At 73.7% G+C, this 21,230-nt stretch carries 17 protein-coding genes and 1 riboswitch; of the genes, 5 read left to right on the plus strand and 12 right to left on the minus strand.

The window, feature by feature from the left end:
- Positions 1-191 precede the first annotated feature (191 nt).
- The 3 genes from Asera_RS02155 to Asera_RS33490 all read right to left on the minus strand — a co-directional run bounded on the left by Asera_RS02155 (position 192) and on the right by Asera_RS33490 (position 1,942).
- A complete protein-coding gene (locus Asera_RS02155) occupies positions 192-482 on the minus strand; it encodes a hypothetical protein (RefSeq protein ID WP_030448853.1) in 291 nt (96 codons plus the stop codon).
- Positions 476-889 carry a hypothetical protein gene (locus Asera_RS02160; protein ID WP_030448854.1) on the minus strand — a complete coding sequence of 138 codons (414 nt, stop codon included), beginning with the start codon at positions 887-889 and terminating at the stop codon, positions 476-478. Before Asera_RS02160 ends, Asera_RS02155 begins: the two co-directional genes overlap by 7 nt.
- A gap of 153 nt (positions 890-1,042) precedes the next feature.
- Entirely contained in the window at positions 1,043-1,942 is a 900-nt protein-coding gene (locus Asera_RS33490; protein ID WP_051802826.1) for a LysR family transcriptional regulator, read from the minus strand.
- A 70-nt stretch (positions 1,943-2,012) separates the two neighbouring features.
- Between Asera_RS33490 and Asera_RS02170 the strand changes: the two genes are divergently transcribed.
- A complete protein-coding gene (locus tag Asera_RS02170) occupies positions 2,013-3,131 on the plus strand; it encodes a YeiH family protein (protein ID WP_244843703.1) in 1,119 nt (372 codons plus the stop codon).
- 160 nt (positions 3,132-3,291) lie between these two features.
- On the opposite strand, the gene Asera_RS02175 is transcribed toward Asera_RS02170, so the two are convergent.
- From Asera_RS02175 to Asera_RS02205, 7 genes are all read right to left on the minus strand, one after another.
- A complete protein-coding gene (locus Asera_RS02175; RefSeq protein WP_030448857.1) occupies positions 3,292-3,498 on the minus strand; it encodes a cold-shock protein in 207 nt (68 codons plus the stop codon).
- Between the two features lie 231 nt (positions 3,499-3,729).
- Positions 3,730-5,412: a phenylacetic acid degradation protein PaaN gene (gene paaN, locus Asera_RS02180; protein ID WP_030448858.1), complete on the minus strand. Its 1,683-nt coding sequence runs from the start codon at positions 5,410-5,412 to the stop codon at positions 3,730-3,732.
- Between the two features lie 124 nt (positions 5,413-5,536).
- Positions 5,537-6,547, minus strand: a complete 1,011-nt coding sequence (locus Asera_RS02185; protein WP_030448859.1) for a GNAT family N-acetyltransferase — start codon at positions 6,545-6,547, stop codon at positions 5,537-5,539.
- A 290-nt stretch (positions 6,548-6,837) separates the two neighbouring features.
- On the minus strand, positions 6,838-8,076 hold the full coding sequence (locus tag Asera_RS02190; RefSeq protein WP_035298198.1) for a S53 family peptidase: 1,239 nt from the start codon (positions 8,074-8,076) through the stop codon (positions 6,838-6,840).
- Positions 8,077-8,095: 19 nt separating this feature from the next.
- Entirely contained in the window at positions 8,096-10,267 is a 2,172-nt protein-coding gene (locus Asera_RS02195; protein WP_030448861.1) for a hypothetical protein, read from the minus strand.
- 760 nt (positions 10,268-11,027) lie between these two features.
- Complete coding sequence (gene thrC / locus Asera_RS02200; RefSeq protein WP_030448862.1) at positions 11,028-12,299, minus strand: threonine synthase; 1,272 nt, start codon at positions 12,297-12,299, stop codon at positions 11,028-11,030.
- Between the two features lie 11 nt (positions 12,300-12,310).
- Positions 12,311-12,436: riboswitch (SAM riboswitch) on the minus strand.
- Between the two features lie 137 nt (positions 12,437-12,573).
- A complete protein-coding gene (locus Asera_RS02205; RefSeq protein ID WP_051802827.1) occupies positions 12,574-13,671 on the minus strand; it encodes a DMT family transporter in 1,098 nt (365 codons plus the stop codon).
- 97 nt (positions 13,672-13,768) lie between these two features.
- Here Asera_RS02205 and Asera_RS02210 point away from each other — a divergent pair, with 97 nt between their 5' ends.
- Both Asera_RS02210 and Asera_RS02215 read left to right on the plus strand, forming a co-directional pair.
- Positions 13,769-14,074: an ArsR/SmtB family transcription factor gene (locus Asera_RS02210; protein ID WP_030448864.1), complete on the plus strand. Its 306-nt coding sequence runs from the start codon at positions 13,769-13,771 to the stop codon at positions 14,072-14,074.
- Positions 14,075-14,134: 60 nt separating this feature from the next.
- Positions 14,135-14,323 (plus strand): hypothetical protein, encoded by a 189-nt coding sequence (locus tag Asera_RS02215; RefSeq protein WP_030448865.1) that lies wholly within the window; start codon positions 14,135-14,137, stop codon positions 14,321-14,323.
- Between the two features lie 33 nt (positions 14,324-14,356).
- Here Asera_RS02215 and Asera_RS02220 read toward each other — a convergent pair whose 3' ends face one another.
- Together Asera_RS02220 and Asera_RS02225 are read right to left on the minus strand one after the other, a co-directional pair.
- Positions 14,357-15,226 (minus strand): ABC transporter permease, encoded by an 870-nt coding sequence (locus Asera_RS02220; RefSeq protein ID WP_030448866.1) that lies wholly within the window; start codon positions 15,224-15,226, stop codon positions 14,357-14,359.
- Between the two features lie 43 nt (positions 15,227-15,269).
- Positions 15,270-17,966: an alpha/beta fold hydrolase gene (locus Asera_RS02225; protein ID WP_051802828.1), complete on the minus strand. Its 2,697-nt coding sequence runs from the start codon at positions 17,964-17,966 to the stop codon at positions 15,270-15,272.
- 349 nt (positions 17,967-18,315) lie between these two features.
- Here Asera_RS02225 and Asera_RS02230 point away from each other — a divergent pair, with 349 nt between their 5' ends.
- Both Asera_RS02230 and Asera_RS02235 read left to right on the plus strand, forming a co-directional pair.
- On the plus strand, positions 18,316-20,610 hold the full coding sequence (locus Asera_RS02230) for an AAA family ATPase (RefSeq protein WP_244843705.1): 2,295 nt from the start codon (positions 18,316-18,318) through the stop codon (positions 20,608-20,610).
- Between the two features lie 87 nt (positions 20,611-20,697).
- Positions 20,698-21,153, plus strand: coding sequence for a macro domain-containing protein (locus Asera_RS02235; protein WP_030448869.1), 456 nt, complete (start codon positions 20,698-20,700; stop codon positions 21,151-21,153).
- Positions 21,154-21,230 lie beyond the last annotated feature (77 nt).

The following is a 21,230-nucleotide window of genomic DNA, read 5'->3' on the forward strand; positions in this document are numbered from 1 at the left end:
CGCGGTAAGTACACGCTCGGCCGGTCGATGCCCGCGACGGACGACCAGGTAAACCGCGACACCCAGCTGGTGTGCCTCGGTCCGCCGGCCTCACCGCCCGACCATTGGCACTCCCCTACAGCGAGTGCCAGCTCAAGGTTTAGCACTCTCCCCGGGCGAGTGCAAGCGAACCGCACGGTACGAGGTCCCTGTCACTCCGCCGCCGCGAGCAGCTCCGCGCTGGTCGGTGCGTCCGCCTCCTTGGCCCGCAACCCGGTGTAGGTACCGAGCGCCCCGGCGCACTGCGCGACCACCGCCGGCGCCGTCGCGACCATCATGACCACCGACAGGACGGCGACCAGCGCGGGCGCGAGGTGCACGAACGTGCCGTTCATCGGCGCGTCCGGGTCGAACAGCGCCGGCGTGGTCACGAGCACCGGGATCTCGAGGAGCATGCCGATCATGCTGCTGTACGCCCCGACGATCATCGCGGTGATCAGCATCCGGCCTGGTAGCCGCCGCGCGGCGGCGGACCGTACCCACCCCGCGGGTAGCCGCCGGGCGGCGGGCCGTACCCGCCGGGCGGCCGGTACCCACCGGGCGGCAGCTCGCGTCCACCCGGCGGCGGGGCATCCGGCCCGGGCGGGGTCTGCCGGGGTGGGTTGGCCGGGATCTCGTCGGCGGCCCCCGGCCCCCACCCGCTCGCGTACGCGCTGACCGGTGTCGCCGCGGACCCCGGCCGCGCCGAGTCGCCCGCCGCCCGGTCATCCGCGGGCTGGTCGCCGGTCGTCGACCGGGCACCCTGCGCCGGCTGGTCGCCGGTCGTCGACCCGTCGGCCGCGCTCGGCCGCACGGGGGGCGGTGTGGTGGGGTCGGCCGGCCCGGTCGGGTCGGGATCGGAATCGGTCACCGGACACCTCTCGTCGACGCAAGTGGACGCCGGGACGGTAACAGGATCGATCCATCCGCCGGGTCCGCCGACCGGCCCATCCACTGGACCGCCCGAGCGACCGCGGGGACCTCCCGGCCGGCGCCGGCCGCCGCGGTCCGGTGCCGTCCGCGGTCAGGAGCGGAGGGTGGCGAGGAACTCGGCGGTGAGGTCGTGTGCGTGCGCCGGCCGCCACACCGCCCGCAGCTCGCGGCGCAGGTCCAGCCCGGCGACCGGTACCTCGACCAGCTCGCCCGCGACGAGTTCGGCGGCCACCGCGAGCCGGCTGACCAGCGTGGCGCCCAACCCGGCCCGTACCGCGGTCTTCAGCGCCTCGGTGGAGGTCATCACGCCGAGCGGCGTCGCGACGGTACGGCCGGCGCGGCGCGCGGCGCGCTCGTACGTGGCGCGGGTACCGGAGTCGGGCTCGCGCAGCAGCAGCGGCGTACCGGTCAGCTCGGCGGCCGGCAGCGGCGCGCGGGCGCGGGTCCACGGGTGGCCGGGCGCGACCACGACCACCAGCTCGTCGGTCGCGACCGTACGGGTGGCGAGGTCGGGATGCGGCTCCGGGTCCTCGACGAAGCCGAGGTCGGCGGTGCGTTCGGTGACCCGGCCGATCACCGCGGCCGAGTTGGCGACGGCGAGGCTGACGACCACCTCCGGCCGCACCGCGCGGTACCGGGCGATCACCGGCGGCAGCAGGTACTCGGCGTTGGTGTAGCTGGCGGCGATCCGGACGTGCCGGCGGCCGGCGGCGCGCAGCGAGCGCGCTTCGGCGAGGAACCCGTCCAGCTCGGCGAGGACCCGTTCGGCGTGTTCGGCGAGGCGGGCACCGTCCGGGGTGGGGCGGGAGCCGCGCGGGGTGCGGACGACCAGTTCGATGCCGAGGCGGCGTTCCAGCCGGCGCAGCGCCTCGCTCGCGGACGGCTGCGTGATGCGCTGCGCGCGGGCCGCCGCGGACAGGCTGCCCAACCGCACCGTGTCGGCGAACAGTCGCAGGCTGGCGAGGTCACCGGGGCCCAACTCCTGACTCATAGGGACACCCTATGTGGCCATCTCGGATCTGCCTCTGGCTGGACGGACCGATCGGCCCGAAGCTGATCGGGTGATCACCCAGACCGCCGGTGCCCCGGCATCGACCGGCACCGGACCGGTACGCCGGCTCGGCCCCGGGCTGCTGCTCACCCTCGCCGTCGCGGTCGTCGCCACCGCCGCCGGTACCGCCGTCCCGGTGGTCGGTGCGCCGGTGCTGGCGATCCTGCTCGGCGCCGCGGTACGGGTGCTCGGCGGCCACCGCGGCTGGTGGTCGCGGGTGCGCCCCGGGGCCGCGTTCGCCGGCAAGCGGATCCTGCAGGCCGCGGTGGTGGTGTTCGGACTGGGACTGTCGCTCGGCGCGGTGGCGAAGGTGGGACTGACATCGTTGCCAGTCATGCTCGGCACGCTGACCGTGTGCCTGCTCGGCGCCTGGTTGTTCGGTCGCGCGCTGCGGGTACCGAACGAGCTGCGCGCGCTGATCGGCTCCGGTACGGGGATCTGCGGCGCGTCGGCGATCGGCGCGGTGAGCCCGGTGATCGCGGCGACCGAGGCGACGACCGCGTACGCGGTGTCCACGATCTTCGTGTTCAACGTGGCCGCGGCGCTGCTGTTCCCACCGTTGGGCCATCTGCTCGGGCTCAGCGATCAGGGTTTCGGGTTGTGGGCGGGCACCGCGGTCAACGACACGTCCAGCGTGGTGGCCGCCGGGTACACGTTCAGCCAGGCCGCCGGCGACCACGCGGTGGTGGTGAAGCTGGTGCGGTCGTTGATGATCGTGCCGGTGGTGATCGGGATTTCCGCGCTCTGGCGCCGCCGCTCGACCGCAACCCCCGTGTCGGCGGACAGTTCGGCACCGAGCCATCCCGCACCGAGCCACGACGGACCGCGAGGCGGGGCGGCGCGGAAACCGGCGCGGGCCAGGCTGGTGCGGCTGGTGCCGGTGTTCCTGTGGTTGTTCCTGGTCGCGGCCGCGGCCAACACGATCGGCCTGGTACCGGCGGGTGCGCACCACGCGCTGGGGGTGCTGGCCACGTTCCTGGTGGCGGTCGCGCTGGCCGGCGTCGGTACCGGGATCGGGGTGGCGGACTTCCGCCGGGCCGGGCCGAAACCCTTGCTACTGGGCGGGATCCTGTGGGTGCTGGTGGCGGCGACGAGCCTCGGCATCCAGGCGGTCACCGGCCTCGGCTGACCGGTCCGAACGGCTGGAACGGCGCTGTCAGGCCGATCCCACCTCGGCACGGGGCGTGCCGGGCGGCCGATCGCGGTAGGGCACGCGATCGGGTCGTACAGACCGGAAGGCGCCGGCGGGCTGCCGACGCCTTCCAGGGACGAGTGGATGAATCCTCGGGTCAGCCGGCGGCGAGACGCACGTTCTCCGCTTGCGGACCCTTCTGCCCCTGGGCGATGTCGAACTCGACACGCTGACCGTCGTCCAGAGACTTGTAGCCGTCCATCTGGATGGCCGAGAAGTGGACGAACACGTCCTGCCCACCATCCACGGCGATGAAGCCGTAGCCCTTCTCCGAGTTGAACCACTTGACGGTGCCCTGTGCCACGGTGCACTTCCCTTACCTCAACCTGCGCCGGACCGCGGTTGCGGCTCCGGGACCCTCACATCCTGCGGGAAGCGTGCACGCGACACAACCCCGACCGGAGACTGACGGCCGATGCGAAACGCTACACGAGCAGGACCACCCTGCACAGCCTCTTCGCTTTCGTGTGGTATGAGCTCTTGGTAAAACCCCAGGCCAGCGGGTTCCACCGAGACGAGGTCCGAACGCGGAAACTCAGGAATGCCGGCGGGACTGGACGATCCGGAACCGGCCGGCGACGTACGCATCGTCGGTGAGGCAGGCGTTCGCGGCCGGATTCGCGCCGGTGGCGTGGAAGTCGCTGAAGGCCGCGGACTGGTTGACGTACACCCCGCCGGTCAGGTTCTCCGACAGGTGCACACCGACGGTGACGGCGACCCGCTCGGCGGCGGCCAGCACCGCCTCGTCGGTGGAGTAGACCGACGCGGTCAGCGCGCCGCGTTCGGCGACGGTGCGCTCGAATGCGGCCAGCGACGCGGTCGTCCCGTCGGTCGCGATCAGGAAGCTGATCGGGCCGAACCATTCCCTGCCGTACGCGGTGTCGTCGCCGACCGACAGCCGGCGGATCAGCGGTGTGCGCACGACCGCGTCGGCGTGCGCCGGATGTGCGACGGTACGCGAGTCCAGCACCGCCTCGCCGACGTGCGCGGCGGCCGACACCCGGTCGCGTACCCCGTCGTTGACGATGGCGCCGGTCAGCTCCACGCCGCGGGCGTCGTCGTCGGTCAGCTTGCGCACCGCGGCGGCAATGCCGTCGGCGACCTCGTCGAAGCTCTTGTGCCCCGATTCGGTGTCGATGCCGCCGGCCGGCAGGTAGATGTTCTGCGGCGTCGTGCACATCTGCCCCGAGTACAGGGTGAGCGAGAAGCCGATGTTCGCGCACATCCCGGCGAAGTCGTCGGTCGAGTCGACGACGATCGTGTTGACGCCGGCCTTCTCGGTGTAGACCTGCGCCTGCCGCGCGTTCGCCTCCAGCCAGTCGCCGAACTCGGTCGAGCCGGTGAAGTCGACGATGCGCACCTCGGGCCGGGTGGCGAGCTCGGCGGCGATCCGCTCGCCGGGCGCCTCCGCGGCCAGCTGCACCAGGTTCTCGTCGAACCCCTGCTCCGCCAGCACCTCCCGGGCGTACCGGACGGTGATCGCGAGCGGCAGCACCGCGCCGGGGTGTGGCTTGACGACGACCGGGTTGCCGGTGGCGAGGCTCGCGAACAGCCCGGGGTACCCGTTCCAGGTGGGGAACGTGTTGCAGCCGATCAGCAGCGCCACGCCGCTCGGGATCACGTGGTAGGTCTTGTCCATCGCCAGCGGGGGCCGCTTGCCCTGCGGCTTCTCCCAGTGCGCGCCGGCCGGGTGCCGGGTCATCGCCGCGTACGAGTAGGCGACGGCTTCCAGCCCGCGGTCCAGCGCGTTCGCGCCGCCCGCCTGGAACGCCATCACGAACGCCTGGCCGGTGGTGAACTGGACCGCGTTCGCCAGCTCGAACACGTGCTGGTGCAGCCGGGCGAGGATCTCCAGGCAGGCGCCGACCCGCGCCTCGACGCCGGCGTCCCGCCAACCGGGCAGCGCGGCGGTGGCGTTGGCCAGCAGCGCGTCCACGCCGGTGTGCGGGTACCGCACGTCGAGCGGCAGGCCGAACGGGCTCGACTCGGTGGCGACCCGGTCGCCCGGCGCCTCGAGCGGGAAGTCGGCCCCGAGGTACGCCTCGAACGCCACCTTGCCCTCACCCGCCGCCGTCTCCCCGTACACGCGGGGGCTGGGCGACTCGGGGTAGGCGGACCAGAAACCGCGCCGCCGGATCGTGTCCAGCGCCTGGGTCAGGGTCTTCTCGTGTGCCGCGAACAGCGGGTGGCTGCCGGTGGCCTCGGTGGTAACCGTCATGCCGCCATCATGCCGCCGCATCCGCCGCCCCGACAGCCACCCGGCCCCTGTCGATCTTGGTTGCGGTCGCGCGGCAAACGCTTACCCGCCGGATCACGCCAGGAACGACGCGGACGGCGGCAGATCAGACGGACTGCTGCCAGGCGTCCCAGAGGTCGACGGCGCGGAACCCGAGCTGCTCGTTGATCGCGATCATGTGCGCGTTCTCGGTCGCGTTCCAGGTGTGCACCGACGTCAGTTCCGGTTCGTCCGACACCGCCCGGTGCAGGTTCGCCAGCTTGGTCAGCATGCCGAGCCGGTGCCCGCGGTGCTCCGGGAGCACCAGGGTGATCTCCTGGAGCAGCGTCTCCGGCCGGCCGCCCAGGCCGAGAAGCTCGCTCCACGCGACCACCTCGCCGGTCGGTTCGTGCCGCACCATCGTGTGGTAGCTGCGACGCCCCCGCACGGCGGCCGCCCGCTCGCCGTCCCGTACCTGCGCGACGTCGATGTTCTCCGGCTCCCACTCGACGTCGCCCAGCGGAATCTCGCCCATGAACCTGCTGCTCAGTGCGGCCCGGCCGGCGACCAGCTCGTCCGGTGTCGGCCCGCGCCAGGTGTGCACCGTGTAGCCGGCGCCGGCGAGCGCACGGTACTCGGCGGCCTGCGCGGCGAGCGCGTCCGCCGACAGCGTGGTGACGTCGAGGACGCGCCGGGCCTCGGTCTGCGCCCGGCTGGCACCCATCGCGGTGGCGAACGGCGTACCGGGGTCCGGCCGCGGCGGGCCGTCCGGCAGCCCGCGGACCGACTCCGCCAGCAGCCGGCTCCGGCCCTCGGCCCGCAGCACCTCGCGCAGCTCGCGGTACAGCGCGGTGCCGACGCCCTGTCGCCGCACGTCGGGCCGCACGATCAGCTCGACCTCGGCGTTCTCCAGGTTGTCCAGCAACGGCAGGTCGACGAAGAGGATGCCGTCGATCCGCCCGTCGCGCTCGGCGACCCGGCGCACCGTCCGGTGTCCGGGCCACGGCATCCGAAGCTGCCCGAGCAGTTCCTCCCGGGATCCGTCCGGCATCCCGGGAGCGTCGACCACCGTGGCCAGACGCTGCACGTCGAGCCAGCCATCGACGTCGGTCCCGGACCGGAACTCACGAATCTCCATCCGTTCAGGATGCGATCGCCGGTCGCCCGCCGCGACCGAATTCCGCTCCCCGGCCCGCACCGGGCCGACCGCCAGGAGAGCCCCCGAGCGCGGTACCGCGTCACCCGTCCAGGTTTGCCACCTGCTGGGGGCAGCAGCGTCAGCGCGCGGTAGAGCGCGGCCCGCAGGCCGGCAGGGGCCGGGCCGCGCCCGGCCCGGTCGGCGCACCGACCGGGTCCGGGTGCGGGGGTGCCGGCGGCTAGCCACCGAACCCCCGCACCGACCGGGTCCGGGTGCGGGGGTGCCGGCGGCTAGCCACCGAACCCATCGAGGCCGGACGGCGAGCCGAGGCCCGTCGGGCCGTCGTAGCCGGCGACACCTGTGCACAGGTAGTCGCCGCCGCAGTCGAGCGCCTCGCTGGCGTTGCTACCGCCGACCACGTCGCGCAGCGCGCCGGCGTGCTCGTACAGGTAGCTGGCGTCATCGAACAGTTCGGGGTGGCCGGCCAGCGCGATGACCCCGGCGATCAGCGGCGCGGATGCGCTGGTACCGCCGGCGACCGCCCAGTCGAGCCCGTCGGCCGAGTCGTACACCGCCACGCCGGTCGCCGGGTCGGCTACCGCGGAAATGTCGGCGACCGTCCGGCCGGGGCAGTTCGGGTCGTGCTGCCAGCCGGGCTTCGCGGTCCAGGCCGAGCAGCCGCTACCCGCGCCGGACCACGCCGACTCGGTCCACTTTCCATCCACTGTGGACAGACTGGTACCGCCGATCGCGACCACGCTGTCGTAGGCCGCCGGTACCTGCGGGATCTGGTACCCGTAGTCGCCGGAGGAGGCGACGATCGCGACGCCGGGATGCCGGTAATGTGCCGCCAGCCGGCCGGTCCCGCTGTACTCCTCACCGCCGTAGCTGTTGGAGATCTCGGTCGCGCCGAGCGCCGCGGCCGTATCGACCGCCGCGGCCAGGTCGTCCGGTGCCGCGGAATCCGCCGCCACCACGAGGATCCGGCACGCGGAGCAGGCGGCGGACACCATGTCCACGTCCAACGAGATCTCCGGGCCCCACCCCTGGTCGCCGGGTAGCGGAGCTGCCTCGCCGGCCTGGTTGACCACCCGCAGGCAGCCATCGTCGACGGTGCACGGCGGCAGCCCGTACGTCTGCCGGTAGACGGCGAGGTCCGCGGCGAGATTCGGCGTGCTGCCGGCGTCGATGATCGCCACCGTCTGGTCGGCGCCACCGGCGTCCGGCAGCCCGTACGCCGACCGAAGCTCGGCCGGTCCGAACCCGGCCGGCTTCGCGTCGGTGCCATCGGACGCGGCACCGCGGCGCCCGGGCGCGGTGCCGCCCGGGCTCGCGGTTCCGTGCGGCAGATCGGTACGCAGCTGGGCGAAGCAGCGCAGGTCCCCCGGCGCCGGCCGGCCACAGACGTCGCGTACCGACAGGCCCGTGGGCGCGCCGGGTGTTGCGGTCGTGCCGGCGTGTGCCGGTGCGGACAGCCCGGCCACCGCCAATGCCGCGGCCGCGGCCAGCGCGAACGTTCGTACTCTCATCGTTTCCCTCCGTACCCGCTCAGCCGGCGATCGTGTAGGCGGCGGTGATGGTCTGGGTCAGCGTGCCGCCGAGTGCGTCGGTCGCGGTCAGCCGCAGGCTCGGCGAGCTGCCGCGCGCCGCGGCGGGGTTGGCCCACGAGACCTGGTACCGGCCGTGCGTGCCGACCACCCGCGCCGGCTGCCAGCTGGAGCCGTCGTCGGTGGACACCTCGACCCGCACCGAGGTGATCGGCGCCGTACTGCCGAACTTCCCGTACCGCTGGTGGCCGACCCGCAGCTGCATCGTCTGGGTGGCCAGATCGCTGGTGTTGTGGGCGTCCACCGCCAGCCGGTAGCTCGCGGACAGCACCGGCAGCACGCGGCACGGCGTGTCCGCGGACTGCCCGGCGCAGCTGCCCGGCGCCGGCATCGCGACCGCGGTCGACGGCGCGTACCGGAACGTCAGGACGGTGACCGACCTGGTCGCCTGGCTGACCGTGGCCACTCCGGTCCGATCCACCTCGTACCGCATCCGGAAGTCGGCCGACTCGGCCGGATCCGCGGTGAACTGGGCGTCCAGGTACGGCATCGGCCGGTCGGCCAGCAGCGTTCCGTTGCGGTACAGGCGGAATCTGGTGTCGACACCTCGCGGCATGAAGCCGGTGACGTGCCCGTCGCTGTCCACCGCCGCCTGCAGCCCGACGTCGAACGTGTCGCCGGCGAGGCAGGCCACGCAGCCGGCAGGCTCCGGGTACTGGCCGACCCCGGGCACCAGCGGCCCGCGACCCCAGTCCACGTCGTACTCGTGGCCGGCCAGGTAACGGCGCGGCTGGCCCCAGAACGGCAGCCCGTTGCCGTTCACGATGGCCTGGATCCACCCACCACCGTCCGCGGTACCGACGTAGTCGGTCACCTCGCCCGGCATCTGCTGCACCGGAGACGGGTTGAGCATCGTCGGCGTGTGCGCGAGCACGTCGTCGTACGCGCCGCTGTAGAGCATCCCGGTGTCGCGGGCCTGCGCCGGATCGCCGAAGAAGTGCTGGTGCACGGTCGCCAGGTGCGCCGGCTCGACCCGCAACGACTCGTCGGCGGGGATGTGGTCGAACGCGAACGCCACGTCGTAGCGGTACGCCTCGACACCGGCCGGCGACTGCCTGCAGAACTGCAGCACGTAGTGCAGCCGGCCGATCTGCGCCGCCGGCCGCGGCGACACGTACAGCACGTCGTCGCCGGCGACCCCCTGAAACTCCTCGATGCCACCGCCGACCGCGTCCTGTCGGACGAACCGCACGATCGCCTGCGCCGGTAGGCTCGGTCGCGGAGTCGCCACCGAGACCCGGGCGGTGGCCGCGGTCTCGGCCACCGGCACCGTCGTCGTGTCGCCCGCGTCGACCGTCACGTCGGCACCGATGACGTAGTGCAGCCCGGTCTGCTCGCCCTGCTCGTCGAAGTCCCGGAACGACGCGGTGAAGCTGTAGTGCCCGACCGGCACGGCTACCCGACCGATCCCGTCGACCACCGATACGTACACGTCGGCGCGCCGCGCGTCGTCGGTGTTCACCAGGTGCACGCCGGTCGTGGTCGCGGCGCCGGCCAGGTCGGTGGCCCGGAACTCGACGATCGCCTGCGCATAGTGCGGCGACACCTGCCGCGACGCACCGGATGCCAGCCGCATCCCGGTCAGCCCGGGCACCAGCTCGCCGCTGCCGGCGGGCCGGCCGGCCCGCACGTCCGCGCCGATCGCCGCCCGCACCGCGGCCCCGAACGTCCGGGTCGAGTCGGCGGTCAGGTACCCGCCCGCGGTGGCGCCGTCGACGGTCGTCAGGGTGACCCCGGGCGGAGCGCTCGGCGTCACCCCGGCGGCGAACGTCATCCGTACCGGGATCCGTTTCCCAGCACCGAGTTTCGCCAGCTCGGTCACGTCGAACAGGGACCGGTCCAACGGCCGCCCCAGGTACGGTGCCGCCGCAGGCGGGATCGCGTACCGGTCGCCGTCGCTCCCGGTACTCCAGGACAGCCCGGTGGGATGCGCCGTCAGTACTCCGCCGGGGCCGACGCCCACCCGCTGCCCGGTCGCGAGCGTGATCTGCGCACCGGCAGCCGCACCGCTCACCCCGCCGGCCACGCCGCCCGACCCGCCGCCCGGTCTCCTGCCGCCGCCGTCGGCGTGGGCCGCGCCCCCGGTCATCACCAGCCCCAGCACGGTCAGCATTGCCACCGCACCCGACCGGACCCGTACCCGCCGCCTTCGACTGCCTCGCCCCGGTTCCCGCACCGGCCACCCCTTCCGTTCGCTGCCCATCACCCTTACTTGCCGCAGCGAGCCCCCACCCTTCACGCCCCACCGACACCCGCCGCCACCCGCACCGGCCGCCGTTGATCAAGGGATGCCGAAGTTGATCAAGGGATCCGGTCACGTTTCCGCTGGACGCCGGGGCGCAATCCCTTGATCAACGCTGCGAGACCTTGATCAACCGGACAGTGCGGAGCGGCCGGGCGGGTGGCGAGGAGTTGCCGATCCGGCCGAGCGCGGCGTGGTGGCTGATGTCGGGCCAGGGTTTCGTCACAGGCCGGGTGCTCACGCTGGACGACCGACAACTCGGAACGCGGGGGTCCGGGGCTCGGCCGGGAGGCCGGACGGCCAAGGCGTGCGCGGTCGGCACGCACACTGCGTGGCCACGTGATTGGCGCGGGAGGGGCACCACGTCGACCGCGCCGAAGCGCAGGATTTGGGTGTCGCTGCTCGACGAATCGTGCAGGACAGGAGGTGTGGTGCCCTCCCGCGTCGCATATGTTCCACCTTCGCGACGCTGCCGTCAAGTGCGGTTACGCACTGCAACGATGACCGGCGAGTACGGCATGTTCCCCGCCGGCCGGTGCACCCGAACCGGCGGGGAATCCGCCCCGACCCGACCGGCCGCCGCCCAGGGCGGCCGGAGCAGCTTCAGCCGAGCAGACCGGCCGGAGCAGCTTCAGCCGAGCAGGCCGGCCTCGCGGGCGGCCTTGAGCGAGGGGCGGACGGTGTGGGTGGGGCCGACCTGGGTGGACACCGCGTCGATGGTCTTGAGGCCCTCGCCGGTGTTGTACACGACGGTCTCGGCGTCCCGGTCGAGCTTGCCGGCCTCGACGAGCTTCTTGAGCACCGCGACGGTGACCCCGCCGGCGGTCTCGGCGAACACCCCGGTGGTACGGGCGAGCAGCTGGATGCCGTCGCGGATCTCGTCGTCGGTGACGTAGTCCATCCAGCCGCCGGTGCGCCGCACGGCCTCCAGCGCGTACGGCCCGGCGGCGGGGTCGCCGATGTTGAGCGACTTGGCGATGCCGGTGGGCTTGACCGGGCTGATCTGGTCGGTACCGGCCTGCAGCGCGGCGGCGATCGGGTTGCAGCCGGCGGACTGGGCGCCGAACACCCGCCACGGCGTGTCGTCCACCAGGCCGATCTCGACCAGTTCGCTGAACGCCTTGTCGATCTTGGTGAGCAGCTCGCCGGACGCCATCGGGATCACGACCTGCTGCGGCAGCCGCCAGCCGAGCTGCTCGGCCACCTCGTACCCGAGGGTCTTGGAGCCTTCGGCGTAGTACGGCCGGACGTTGACGTTGACGAACGCCGTCTCTTCGAACTCGTCGGTCTCGGTGAGTTCCTGGCACAGCCGGTTGACGTCGTCGTACGAGCCTTCGATGGCGATGACCTGGCCCTGGTAGACGGCGCTGGTGACGACCTTGTTCTGCTCCAGGTCGTACGGGATGAACACGATGCTCGGCACGCCGGCGCGGGCGCCGTGCGCGGCGACGGAGTTGGCCAGGTTGCCGGTGGAGGCGCAGGCGAACCGGGTGAAGCCGAGCCCCTTCGCGGCGGTCAGCGCGACGGAGACGACCCGATCCTTGAACGAGTGGGTGGGGTTCGCCGAGTCGTCCTTGACCCACAGCGTCCTGAGGCCGAGCTCGGCGGCGAGCGCGTCCGCCTTGATCAGCGGGGTCATGCCGGGGTTGACCGTGACGCGGCTGGCCGGGTCCTGGCCGGTGGGCAGCAGCGGCGCGTACCGCCAGATGTTGTGCGGGCCGGCCTCGATGTCGGCGCGGGTGACGGCGCGCAGCGCGGCCTGGTCGTAGCCGACCTCGACCGGGGCGAAACACTCGTAACAGGCGTTCTGCGCGATCAGCGGGTATTCGGCCCCGCAGTTGCGGCAGACCAGCGCGCGAGCCGGGTTGACGGCGATGTCGGAGGGACCTGCGATCACGCTCATGCGAAGCCTTTCGCTCATCTTTCCCGCGCCGGTCTGGTCGCGGGCCGGAATTGGCACCTGCCGGCTCGCGTCGAGCGCGAGCTGCGGTGGTTGCCGGGGCGTCATCGGGCCGGTCCCTCAGCCCCTCTGGATGAGGTGCATGTGAAGTTGTACGCGCAGCTTACCCATCGGCGCGCCGGTGTCTCCGTCCGTGGTCCCACTGCGTGGACGTGAGATCGACCATGCCGTCAGCCGGTGCCGCTCCCTCGGCGGCACCGGCTGACGGCCAGCGAGGTCAGCGGGGCGACAGCCCGTCGGCCGACGTCCACTCCGGCCCGGTCAGGACGCGTCCGGTGGCGCCGACCGGTACGGGCTGTGCCGGGACCCGGCCGGCCGTGGCAACCGGTACGGGCTGGACCGGGACCGGGCCGGCCGTCGCATGCGGTTCGCGCTGGGCCGGGACCGGGCCGGCCGCGGCGCGGACGCCGGTGGTGGCCCGGGCGGTGGCGCGACGGGCCAGGACGTTCGTGGCGACCAGGGCGGCGACGGTCAGCGCGGCGCCGGCGATCTCGGCCGGTACCGGGCGGTACCCGCGGACGATCTGGATGCCGAACGTGATCACCGGTACCAGGTTCATGAACAGCGCGGCGTTGGGCGCGCCGAGCCGGCGGATCGCCACGTTCCAGGCCAGTACCGCGAGGACCGAGGAGGCGATCGCGATGTACCCGAGCTGCCAGGCGTCGGCGCCGAGCGCACCCGGGCCGGGCAGGTGGCCGATGCCGGTCAGGTCGGCGACGAGGGCGACCAGTACGGTCGCGGCGGCGCCGACGATCTGGGTCAGCGTGCTGAACCGCAGCGAGCCCCAGCTGGCGAACCGGCTGGCACCGTGGGTGTACACCGCCCAGCCGACCACACCGAGGAACGCCATCGCGTCGCCGCTGCCGATCGCCCCGAGGTCGGTCGGGTGGCCGTGCGTGATGACCAGTCCGACCCCGACCAGCGCCAGCAGCATCAGGCCGAGGGTGGGCAGCGTGGGCCGGACCCGATCGCGTACCCACCGGACCAGCACGGTGAGCAGCGGGGTCAGCGCGACCATGAGCGCGCCGTTCTGCGGGGCGGTGTAGCCCAGGGCGATGTTGACGAGCAGGTTGAAGCCGGCGATGCCGACCACGCCGAGTACCGCGATCTCCGCGAACCGCCCCTCGGTACGGAACGCGCGCCGGCCGGCGGTGGCGGCGAGCACCGCGGCGAGCACCGCGGCGGCGATCAGGTAGCGCGCGGCGGTGAGGTGGTACGCGTCGACGTGCCGGAGGGCACCGGCCATGACGATGAACATGCCGCCCCAGATGGCGACGGAGAACAGCGGGAGCCCGTACGAGCTGGACCTGGACATGAGCGAGTCACCCTTTGTTCGATGGATCTCGAACCTTCGACCCGGCCCACACTAGGTGCATGTTCGACGATTGTCGAACATGAGTTACCCTTGACACATGGAGCTCTACGAGCCGGACGTGGCCGCCGTGCCGGTGACCACGATCCTGTCCGCGCTGGGCGACGAGGCCCGGCTGGAGATCGTGCGCGAACTGGACCGCGACGGCGAGCGCTGCTGCGGCACGTTCGACCTCGGCCTGGCCAAGGCCACCCGGTCGCACCACCTCAAGGTGCTGCGTGAGGCGGGCGTCACGCACACCCGCATCGAGGGCACCAGCCGGTACGTCTCGCTCCGCCGGGACGAGCTGGAACGCCGCTACCCGGGCCTGCTCTCCGCCGTCCTCGCCACCGCCCCCACCCCCTGACCAGCCGGCAGCCGGCGGGAAGCCGGCGCCTGGGTGGCGGTGGGTCGGCACACTGGGGGCATGACGATGCCTTCGCAGCCTGCTGCGCTCGCCTGTCCGCTGTGCCGGAACCAGGATTTTCAGCGCGAGGAGGGGCGGCTGGACAGCAAGTGGGGCGTGACCTCGCACAAGATGGTGCTGATGATCTGCACCCGCTGCCGCTACATCCTGCACTTCTACGACAAGCACTCGATCTTCGACTTCGACTGACCGGCCACCGCCTCGACGGGCGCGGCGCCAGGGTCAGGACGTGACGTCCTTGCGCAGGAAGCGCCACCAGGCGAGCGCGGTGAAGCCACCGGCGTAGAGCAGCGCGGACAGGGCGCCGCGGGTCATCAGGTCCCAACGCACCGGGTCGGTCAGCAACCCGGTGAAAGCCTCCTGGTAGTGCGTGGGCAGCAGCGCGCGCAGCCCGCCGAGCGCCGTCACCTGGTCGAGGATGCTGGACACGATGACCAGCAGCACCGCGCCACCGACCGCGCCGAGCGCGTTGTCGGTGCAGACCGACAGCAGGAACGCGAGCGCCGCCGGCACCAGCAGGACGATGGCCAGGTACCCGACCACGCCGGCGATGCGGGCCAGCGCCGGGCCGGGCGCGATGGTGTCACCGGTCATCGTCACCAGCGGATGCCAGCCGAACGCGGCGGCACCGACGGCGAGCGTGACGCCGGTCAGCACCACCAGCGCCGCCGCCGAGGACAGCAGCCCCACCGCGTACTTGACGCCGAGCAGCCGGCGCCGCGGCACCGGCGCGGCGAGCAGGTAGCGCAGCGAGCCGGAGCTGGCCTCGCTCGCCACCGTGTCGCCGCAGAACAGCGCGACGATCACCACCAGCAGGAACGACGCCGAGACGAACAGGGTGAACACGGTGAAGTTGGCCGCGCCGGACTTGGCCACGGTGACGAACGCGTCGGTCTGGTTCTGCGCCGACCCGCCGTTTCCGTCGGTACCGAACCGGAACGCCAGGAAGAGGATCACCGGCAGCGCGACCAGGAACGCGAACACCAGCTGGGTCCGCCGCCGGGTCAGCTGGCGGCGGATCTCGGTGCCGACCGACAGCGTGCGGGCCGGCCGGTAGCCGGCCGCCCGACCATCCACAGCGGACACTGTCATCCGGCACCCCGCTTCCGGCGGTCGACTGCCTGCACGTCGACGCTCATGACTCGCCCCGGTCGAGCAGGGCGAGGAAGGCGTCCTCCAACCGGCGCCGCGGTACCAGCCGGTCGACCTCGACGCCGCCGTCGACCAGCGCGTCGACCAGCCGGTGCCGGGGCGTACCGTCGGCGAGCTCGACCAGCAGGCCGCCGTCGGCCCGCGCCACCGTCGCCACCCCCGGTACGGCGGAGAGCAGCGGCTCGGCCGCGTCCGGGTCGGCGACGCCGACCAGCACGCTGGGCGAGTCGCCGATGATCTCGGCGACCGGACCGGCCGCCACCAGCTCGCCGCGGCGCATCACCACCACGTGCGTACACGTCTGCTCGACCTCGGCCAGCAGGTGGCTGGAGACCAGCACCGCGCGGCCGTCGGTGGCGTAGCGCTGCAGCACCCGGCGCATCTCGGCGATCTGCGGCGGGTCCAGCCCGTCGGTCGGCTCGTCCAGGATCAGCAGGTCGGGCAGGCCGAGCATGGCCTGGGCGATGGCGAGCCGCTGGCGCATCCCGTGGCTGTACGCCCGGACCCGCCGGTGGATCGCGTCGCCGAGGTCGGCGATGTCGAGCACCTCGTCGATCCGCGCGTCGTCGAGCGGGCGGCCGGTGGCCCTCCAGTACAGGGTGAGGTTGTCCAGGCCGGACAGGTGCGGCAGGAACCCGGGCCCCTCGACCAGGGCGCCGATCCGGGACAGCACCGGTGCGCCCGGGCCGGCCCGGTGGCCGAACAGCAGCGCCTCGCCCGCGGTCGGCCGGATCAGCCCCAGCACCATCCGCAGCGTGGTGGTCTTGCCGGCGCCGTTCGGGCCGAGCAGGCCGACGACCTGACCCGGCTCCACGGTGAAGCTGGTGCCGCGGACCGCGACGAAGCCGTCCCGGTAGGTCTTGCGCAGCCCGCGCACCGCGAGCGGGGTGCCGGCCAGCTCGGCGACCACCGCCCGCTGCCGGCCGCGTCGCCGGAGCCGGGCGATCACCAGCGCCGCCGCGACCACCAGCGCGGCGAGCACCACCGCGGCGGCAAGCAGCCAGTACCAGATGCCGGAGGGGTCGGTGAGCGGGGTGGCGGCGACGGTGGGCAGGCGCAGCGCGCCGGTCACCGCGACGGTGTAGGTCGCGGGCTGGCGCGGGCCCGCGTACGCCCGGTCGGCGGTGTCGACCACCAGCCGGATCCGGTGTCCGGTGGCGAACCGGTACACCATGCCGGGCAGCGTGACGGTGGCGGCGCCGCTGCCGGTGACCCGGATCGGAGCGGCCTGGCCGGCGACGAGGCGCTGCCCGCCGTCCGGCGCCACGTCGTACAGCTTGGCGAACAGCACGCCGCCGGGGCTCGTGGCGCCGACGCGGATCGGTACCCGGGCGGCGCCGGTGAGGTCGACCGGTGCGGTCAGCGTGGTCGAGGAGAACGCGGCGGCCTGGCCGGGGATCTCGGTGGCCGGCGTCTCGCCGGCGATGCCGACGCCGGGAATCGTGGAGGTGGCGGCCGGCGTCCCGTTCGGCGGGCCGGCCACCGGCTGGGTCGGGCCGCGCAGCGCGACCTGCGGGCCGGACCGGTGCAGCCCGGGATAGCGCGGTGCGGACATCGCGGTGGTGCGGACCGCGTCGGCGGACCGGTCGTACCCCACGATCCGGCTGAACGTGAACGAGTCCGACGTGTCGCCGCCGTTACCGCGCAGGTACCGGTCGAGCCAGCCCGCGGTGAGCTGGCGGATCCGGTCGTGGTCGGCGGCCGAGCCGTCGCCGCCGTCGTGGCCGCCGGAGAACCACGCCACCCGGACCGGCGCATGGGTGATGCCGCGCGCGTTCGCATCCGCCTCGGACAGCGGGAACAGCGTGTCCGACAGCCCCTGGACCAGCAGCGTCGGCGCGTGGATGCGAGCCAGGACCGGGGCCGGCGAGGAGCGGCGGAGCAACGCGACGGCCGCCGCGTTCGGCCTCCCGTCGGCGAGCACCTGCCGGTACATCCGGCACACGTCGGCCGCCCAGCGCCCGCAGCCGACCGCGGCCGGGTCCGGCGCCGTCGAGCGGCTGGCCGCCGACGGCGGCCGCCCGGTGCGCAGCCCGGCGGTGAACAGGCTGCCCAGCCAGGCCTGCTTGAGCACCCCGTCGGTGGCCGGTCGGCCGGTCGACTCGGGGAACAGCGCGGTGCCCAGGTCGTGCCAGGTGATCTGCGGGACGATCGCGTCGACCCGCCGGTCCGCGGCGGCGAGCAGCAGGGTCAGCGCCCCGCCGTACGATCCGCCGACGGCGGCGACGCGCGGATCGTCCGGGCCGTCGGTTGCCACCTCGGGGCGCTGCCCGAGCCAGTCGATCAGCCGCCGCGCGTCCTTGACCTCCCAGTCCGGGCTGTCCAGGTGGATCTCGCCGCCGGAACGGCCGAAGCCCTGGGCGGTCCAGGTCAGCACCACGTAGCCGAGCCGGGCCAGGTCCTTCGCGTCGCCGGCAACGCTGGCCTTGGTGCCACCGAGCCCGTGCGCGAGCAGTACCGCGGGGGCGGGCTTGCCGGAGTCGGGCAGGTAGAGCGCGGTGTCCAGGCGGACCCGCTGGTCGTCGTGCGGGCCGGTGCGCACCGCGACGAACTGGTTCTGCACCCGGTAGCCGGGCAGCGCGCGGACCACGAAGAACACGGTCAGGCCGGCAACCACCGCGAGAACGACGATCGCTGCGACGACCCGGTCGCGGGTCCGGCGGGGCAGCAGGCGCGGCATGCGCCAACGGTACGCGGCGGCATGATCGCATCGCCGCCGTTCCACAGCGGCGCCTCAGCCAACGGCGGCACATTCCCCACACTTCGGGCGCCGACCCGCCCGCCCGGTACGGATCGAGCCTCCGCCGTCCCAACAAAGCGGTCACGCCGCGGCGCTGCGTCTCAGCGGTCGCGCCGCCGCGGTCGGAACGGTCGCGCCGCGGTGCCTCGAAGCGGCCACGCCGCCGTGCGTCGGAGCGGTCGCGCCGCCGTGCGTCGGAGCAGTCGCGCCGCGGTGCGTCGGAGCGGTCGCGCCGCAGGGCCGCGTCGGGGTGCGGCCGGCGGTCGCGGGGTGCGGATAGGCTCGCCGCGTGACCAGCCAGACCAGCTCCCTGACCCTGACCGCCAGCCTGCGGCCCGCCGCGCTGGACGGCCGGCGCGGCATCGTCCGGCTGCATCCGGAGGTGATCGCCGCGCTCGGGCTGTCGACCGGCGCGCCGGTGCTGCTGACCGGCCGGCGGGCCTCGGCCGGGCTGGCGTTGCCGGCCGAGGCGGACGCCAGCCGTGCCCTGCTGTACGCGGACGATCTCACCCTCGGCAACCTCGGAGTACGGGACGGCGCCGAGGTCACCGTGGCGCCCGCGCCGGTGACCGCGGCCCGTACGGTGCAGGTGGCCGGGCCGGCGCAGACGGTGGCGCTGCTGTCGCCGGAGATGCTGCGGCTGGCGCTGCTGGGCAAGGTAGTCACCGCCGGTGACAACGTGTCGCTGCTGCCGCAGGACGTGGCGCCGGCCGCGGGCGGCCGGACCGCCGCGCGGTGGGTGGCGGCCGGGGCGGCGGCCCCGCCGGTGGAGGCGACCAAGCGCAGCCTGTCCAACAGCCTGGGCATGGGCTGGGTGTCGCTGCTGCTGACGGTGACCGACACCGACTCGGCCGGGCCCGGCGTGGTCACCATGGACACCGTGGTGCGCTGGCAGGACGGGCCGGCCACCCGGTCGAGCGCGACCCCGGCGCCGACCCACCAGTCCACAGTGGACACGCTGGAGACGATCGACCAGGAGCCGGTCGAGGTGGCCGATCTGGCCGGGCTGCGGCCGCAGGCGCAGGAGCTCACCGAGCTGCTCGACCTCGGCTTCCACCACGGCGAGATCCTGGCCAGGCTCGGCACCACCGCGAGCCTCGGCGTGCTCGTCACCGGCCAGGCCGGCTCGGGGAAGTCCACCCTGGTCCGGGCGGTCGCCGACGAGGTGTCCGCCACCGTGGTCACCGTCTGGGCGCCGGAGGTCGCGGCGCTGGCCAACGATCCGGCCGCGGCCCGGCTCGCCGACGCGGTGGTGCGCGCGCGGGACGTCGCCCCCGCCGTACTGCTGGTGTCCGACGTGGACGCGCTCGCGCCACGCGACGCGCCGGGGCCGCTCGCCACCGTGTTCCGCCGTACCGTGCGGGCCGCGCTGGACGCCGGCGTCGCCGTGGTGTGTACCACCAGCCGGCCGGAGGACGTGGACCCGCAGCTGCGCGGGCCGGAACTGCTCGGCCACGAGATCGCGGTGCCGCTGCCGGACGCGGCGGAGCGGCGCGAGCTGCTCGGCGTGCTCACCCGCGACGTCAAGCTCGCCGAGGACGTGCGGCTCGACGACGTGGTCGCCCGTACTCCCGGGTTCGTCACGGCCGACCTGCTCGCGCTGGTCCGGGAGGCCGGGGTGCGCGCCGCGGTCCGGCACCGCAACGCCGTGGCGACCGCCGCCGAGGATCCCGACACCGAGTCGCTGGCCGAGCCGGCCATCAGCGCGGCCGACTTCGACGCGGCGCTGGAGGTGGTGCGGCCCACCGCGATGACCGAGTCCACTGTGGATGTTTCCGGCGTGACGCTGGACGACGTCGGCGACATGACCGAGGTCAAGCAGACCCTCACCGAGGCCGTGTTGTGGCCGCTGACCTACCCGGACACGTTCGACCGGCTCGGCATCGAGCCGCCGCGCGGCGTGCTGCTCTACGGCCCGCCCGGCTGCGGCAAGACGTTCCTGGTGCGCGCGATCGCCGGCCAGGGAAAGGCGAACGTGCTGTCGGTCAAGGGCGCCGAGCTGCTGTCCAAGTGGGTCGGCGACTCCGAGCGCGCGGTGCGCGAGCTGTTCCGCCGGGCCCGCGACGCGTCCCCGTCGCTGGTGTTCCTGGACGAGATCGACGCGCTGGCACCGGTCCGCGGCCAGGCCACCGACGGCGGTACCACCGACCGGGTGGTCGCCTCGCTGCTCACCGAGCTGGACGGGGTGGAGTCGCTGCGCAACGTCGTGGTCGTCGGCGCCACCAACCGGCCCGATCTGATCGACCCGGCGCTGCTGCGCCCCGGCCGGCTGGAACGCCTGGTGTACGTGCCGCCGCCGGACACCGAGGCCCGCACCGCGATCCTCGGTTCCGCCGCGCGGAAGGTACCGCTCGCGGACGACGTCGACCTGCCGTCGCTCGCTGCGGACCTGGACGGCTTCTCCTCCGCCGACTGCGCCGCCCTGGTACGCGAGGCCGCGCTCGCCGCGATGCGCGAGTCGCTGACCGCCACCGAGGTCACCGCCGCCAACGTGGCCGCCGCCCGCGACCGGGTCCGCCCCTCGCTCGACCCCGACCAGGTCGCCTGGCTCGCCAACTACGCCAAAGCCCACAACCCCAGCTGACCCGACCAACCGCGCTTCCGGACCGGTGGTCCGGAGCGGGATGCCGGGGCGGTCGGGAATGTCGGACCCGGCTGGTACGACACGGGCATGACGATCACCGTGGCGCGCGGCGACCTGTTGACAGCCGAGGTCGAGGCGCTGGTCAATCCGGTCAACACGGTTGGCGTCATGGGCAAGGGGCTGGCGCTGGCGTTCCGGCAGGCGTATCCCGCGATGTACCGCGACTATCGGCGGGCGGCGCAGGAGGGGCGGCTCGCGGTCGGCCGGATGCGCGTGTGGCCGACCGGCGCCGGGTCTGCCCCGCGGTACGTGCTCAACTTTCCGACCAAGCGGCACTGGCGATCGGCGTCCCGGCTGGCCGACGTCGAGGCCGGCCTCGCCGACCTGGTCGCCACGATCGACCGCCTCGGCCTGCGCTCGCTCGCCGTGCCGGCCCTCGGCTGCGGTCACGGTGGCCTGCCCTGGTCCGACGTCGAACCGCTGATCCGCTCCGCCCTCGACGGCAGGCCGGCCGTCCGCGTCCTCCTGTACCCGCCTGCCTGACCACCCGGCGATGACCCGCCCGCCTGACCGCACCGCGGTCCCGGGGCGCGCGCCAGCCCCGGGCAGCGCGGTTCGCA

The sequence above is a fragment of the Actinocatenispora sera genome, assembly GCF_018324685.1.
In the GTDB taxonomy this organism is placed as follows: Bacteria; Actinomycetota; Actinomycetes; order Mycobacteriales; family Micromonosporaceae; genus Actinocatenispora; species Actinocatenispora sera.

Excerpts from the sequence above, each read along its gene's own strand:
- Asera_RS02225 (WP_051802828.1), bottom strand. The coding sequence starts at position 17,966 with ATGCCGCGCCTGCTGCCCCGCCGGACCCGCGACCGGGTCGTCGCAGCG.
- Asera_RS02220 (WP_030448866.1), bottom strand. The coding sequence starts at position 15,226 with ATGACAGTGTCCGCTGTGGATGGTCGGGCGGCCGGCTACCGGCCGGCC.
- Asera_RS02205 (WP_051802827.1), bottom strand. The coding sequence starts at position 13,671 with ATGTCCAGGTCCAGCTCGTACGGGCTCCCGCTGTTCTCCGTCGCCATC.
- Asera_RS02235 (WP_030448869.1), top strand. The coding sequence starts at position 20,698 with ATGACGATCACCGTGGCGCGCGGCGACCTGTTGACAGCCGAGGTCGAG.
- Asera_RS02155 (WP_030448853.1), bottom strand. The coding sequence starts at position 482 with ATGCTGATCACCGCGATGATCGTCGGGGCGTACAGCAGCATGATCGGC.
- Asera_RS02215 (WP_030448865.1), top strand. The coding sequence starts at position 14,135 with ATGACGATGCCTTCGCAGCCTGCTGCGCTCGCCTGTCCGCTGTGCCGG.
- Asera_RS02185 (WP_030448859.1), bottom strand. The coding sequence starts at position 6,547 with ATGGAGATTCGTGAGTTCCGGTCCGGGACCGACGTCGATGGCTGGCTC.
- paaN (WP_030448858.1), bottom strand. The coding sequence starts at position 5,412 with ATGACGGTTACCACCGAGGCCACCGGCAGCCACCCGCTGTTCGCGGCA.
- thrC (WP_030448862.1), bottom strand. The coding sequence starts at position 12,299 with ATGAGCGTGATCGCAGGTCCCTCCGACATCGCCGTCAACCCGGCTCGC.
- Asera_RS02190 (WP_035298198.1), bottom strand. The coding sequence starts at position 8,076 with ATGAGAGTACGAACGTTCGCGCTGGCCGCGGCCGCGGCATTGGCGGTG.
- Asera_RS33490 (WP_051802826.1), bottom strand. The coding sequence starts at position 1,942 with ATGAGTCAGGAGTTGGGCCCCGGTGACCTCGCCAGCCTGCGACTGTTC.
- Asera_RS02195 (WP_030448861.1), bottom strand. The coding sequence starts at position 10,267 with ATGCTGACCGTGCTGGGGCTGGTGATGACCGGGGGCGCGGCCCACGCC.
- Asera_RS02210 (WP_030448864.1), top strand. The coding sequence starts at position 13,769 with ATGGAGCTCTACGAGCCGGACGTGGCCGCCGTGCCGGTGACCACGATC.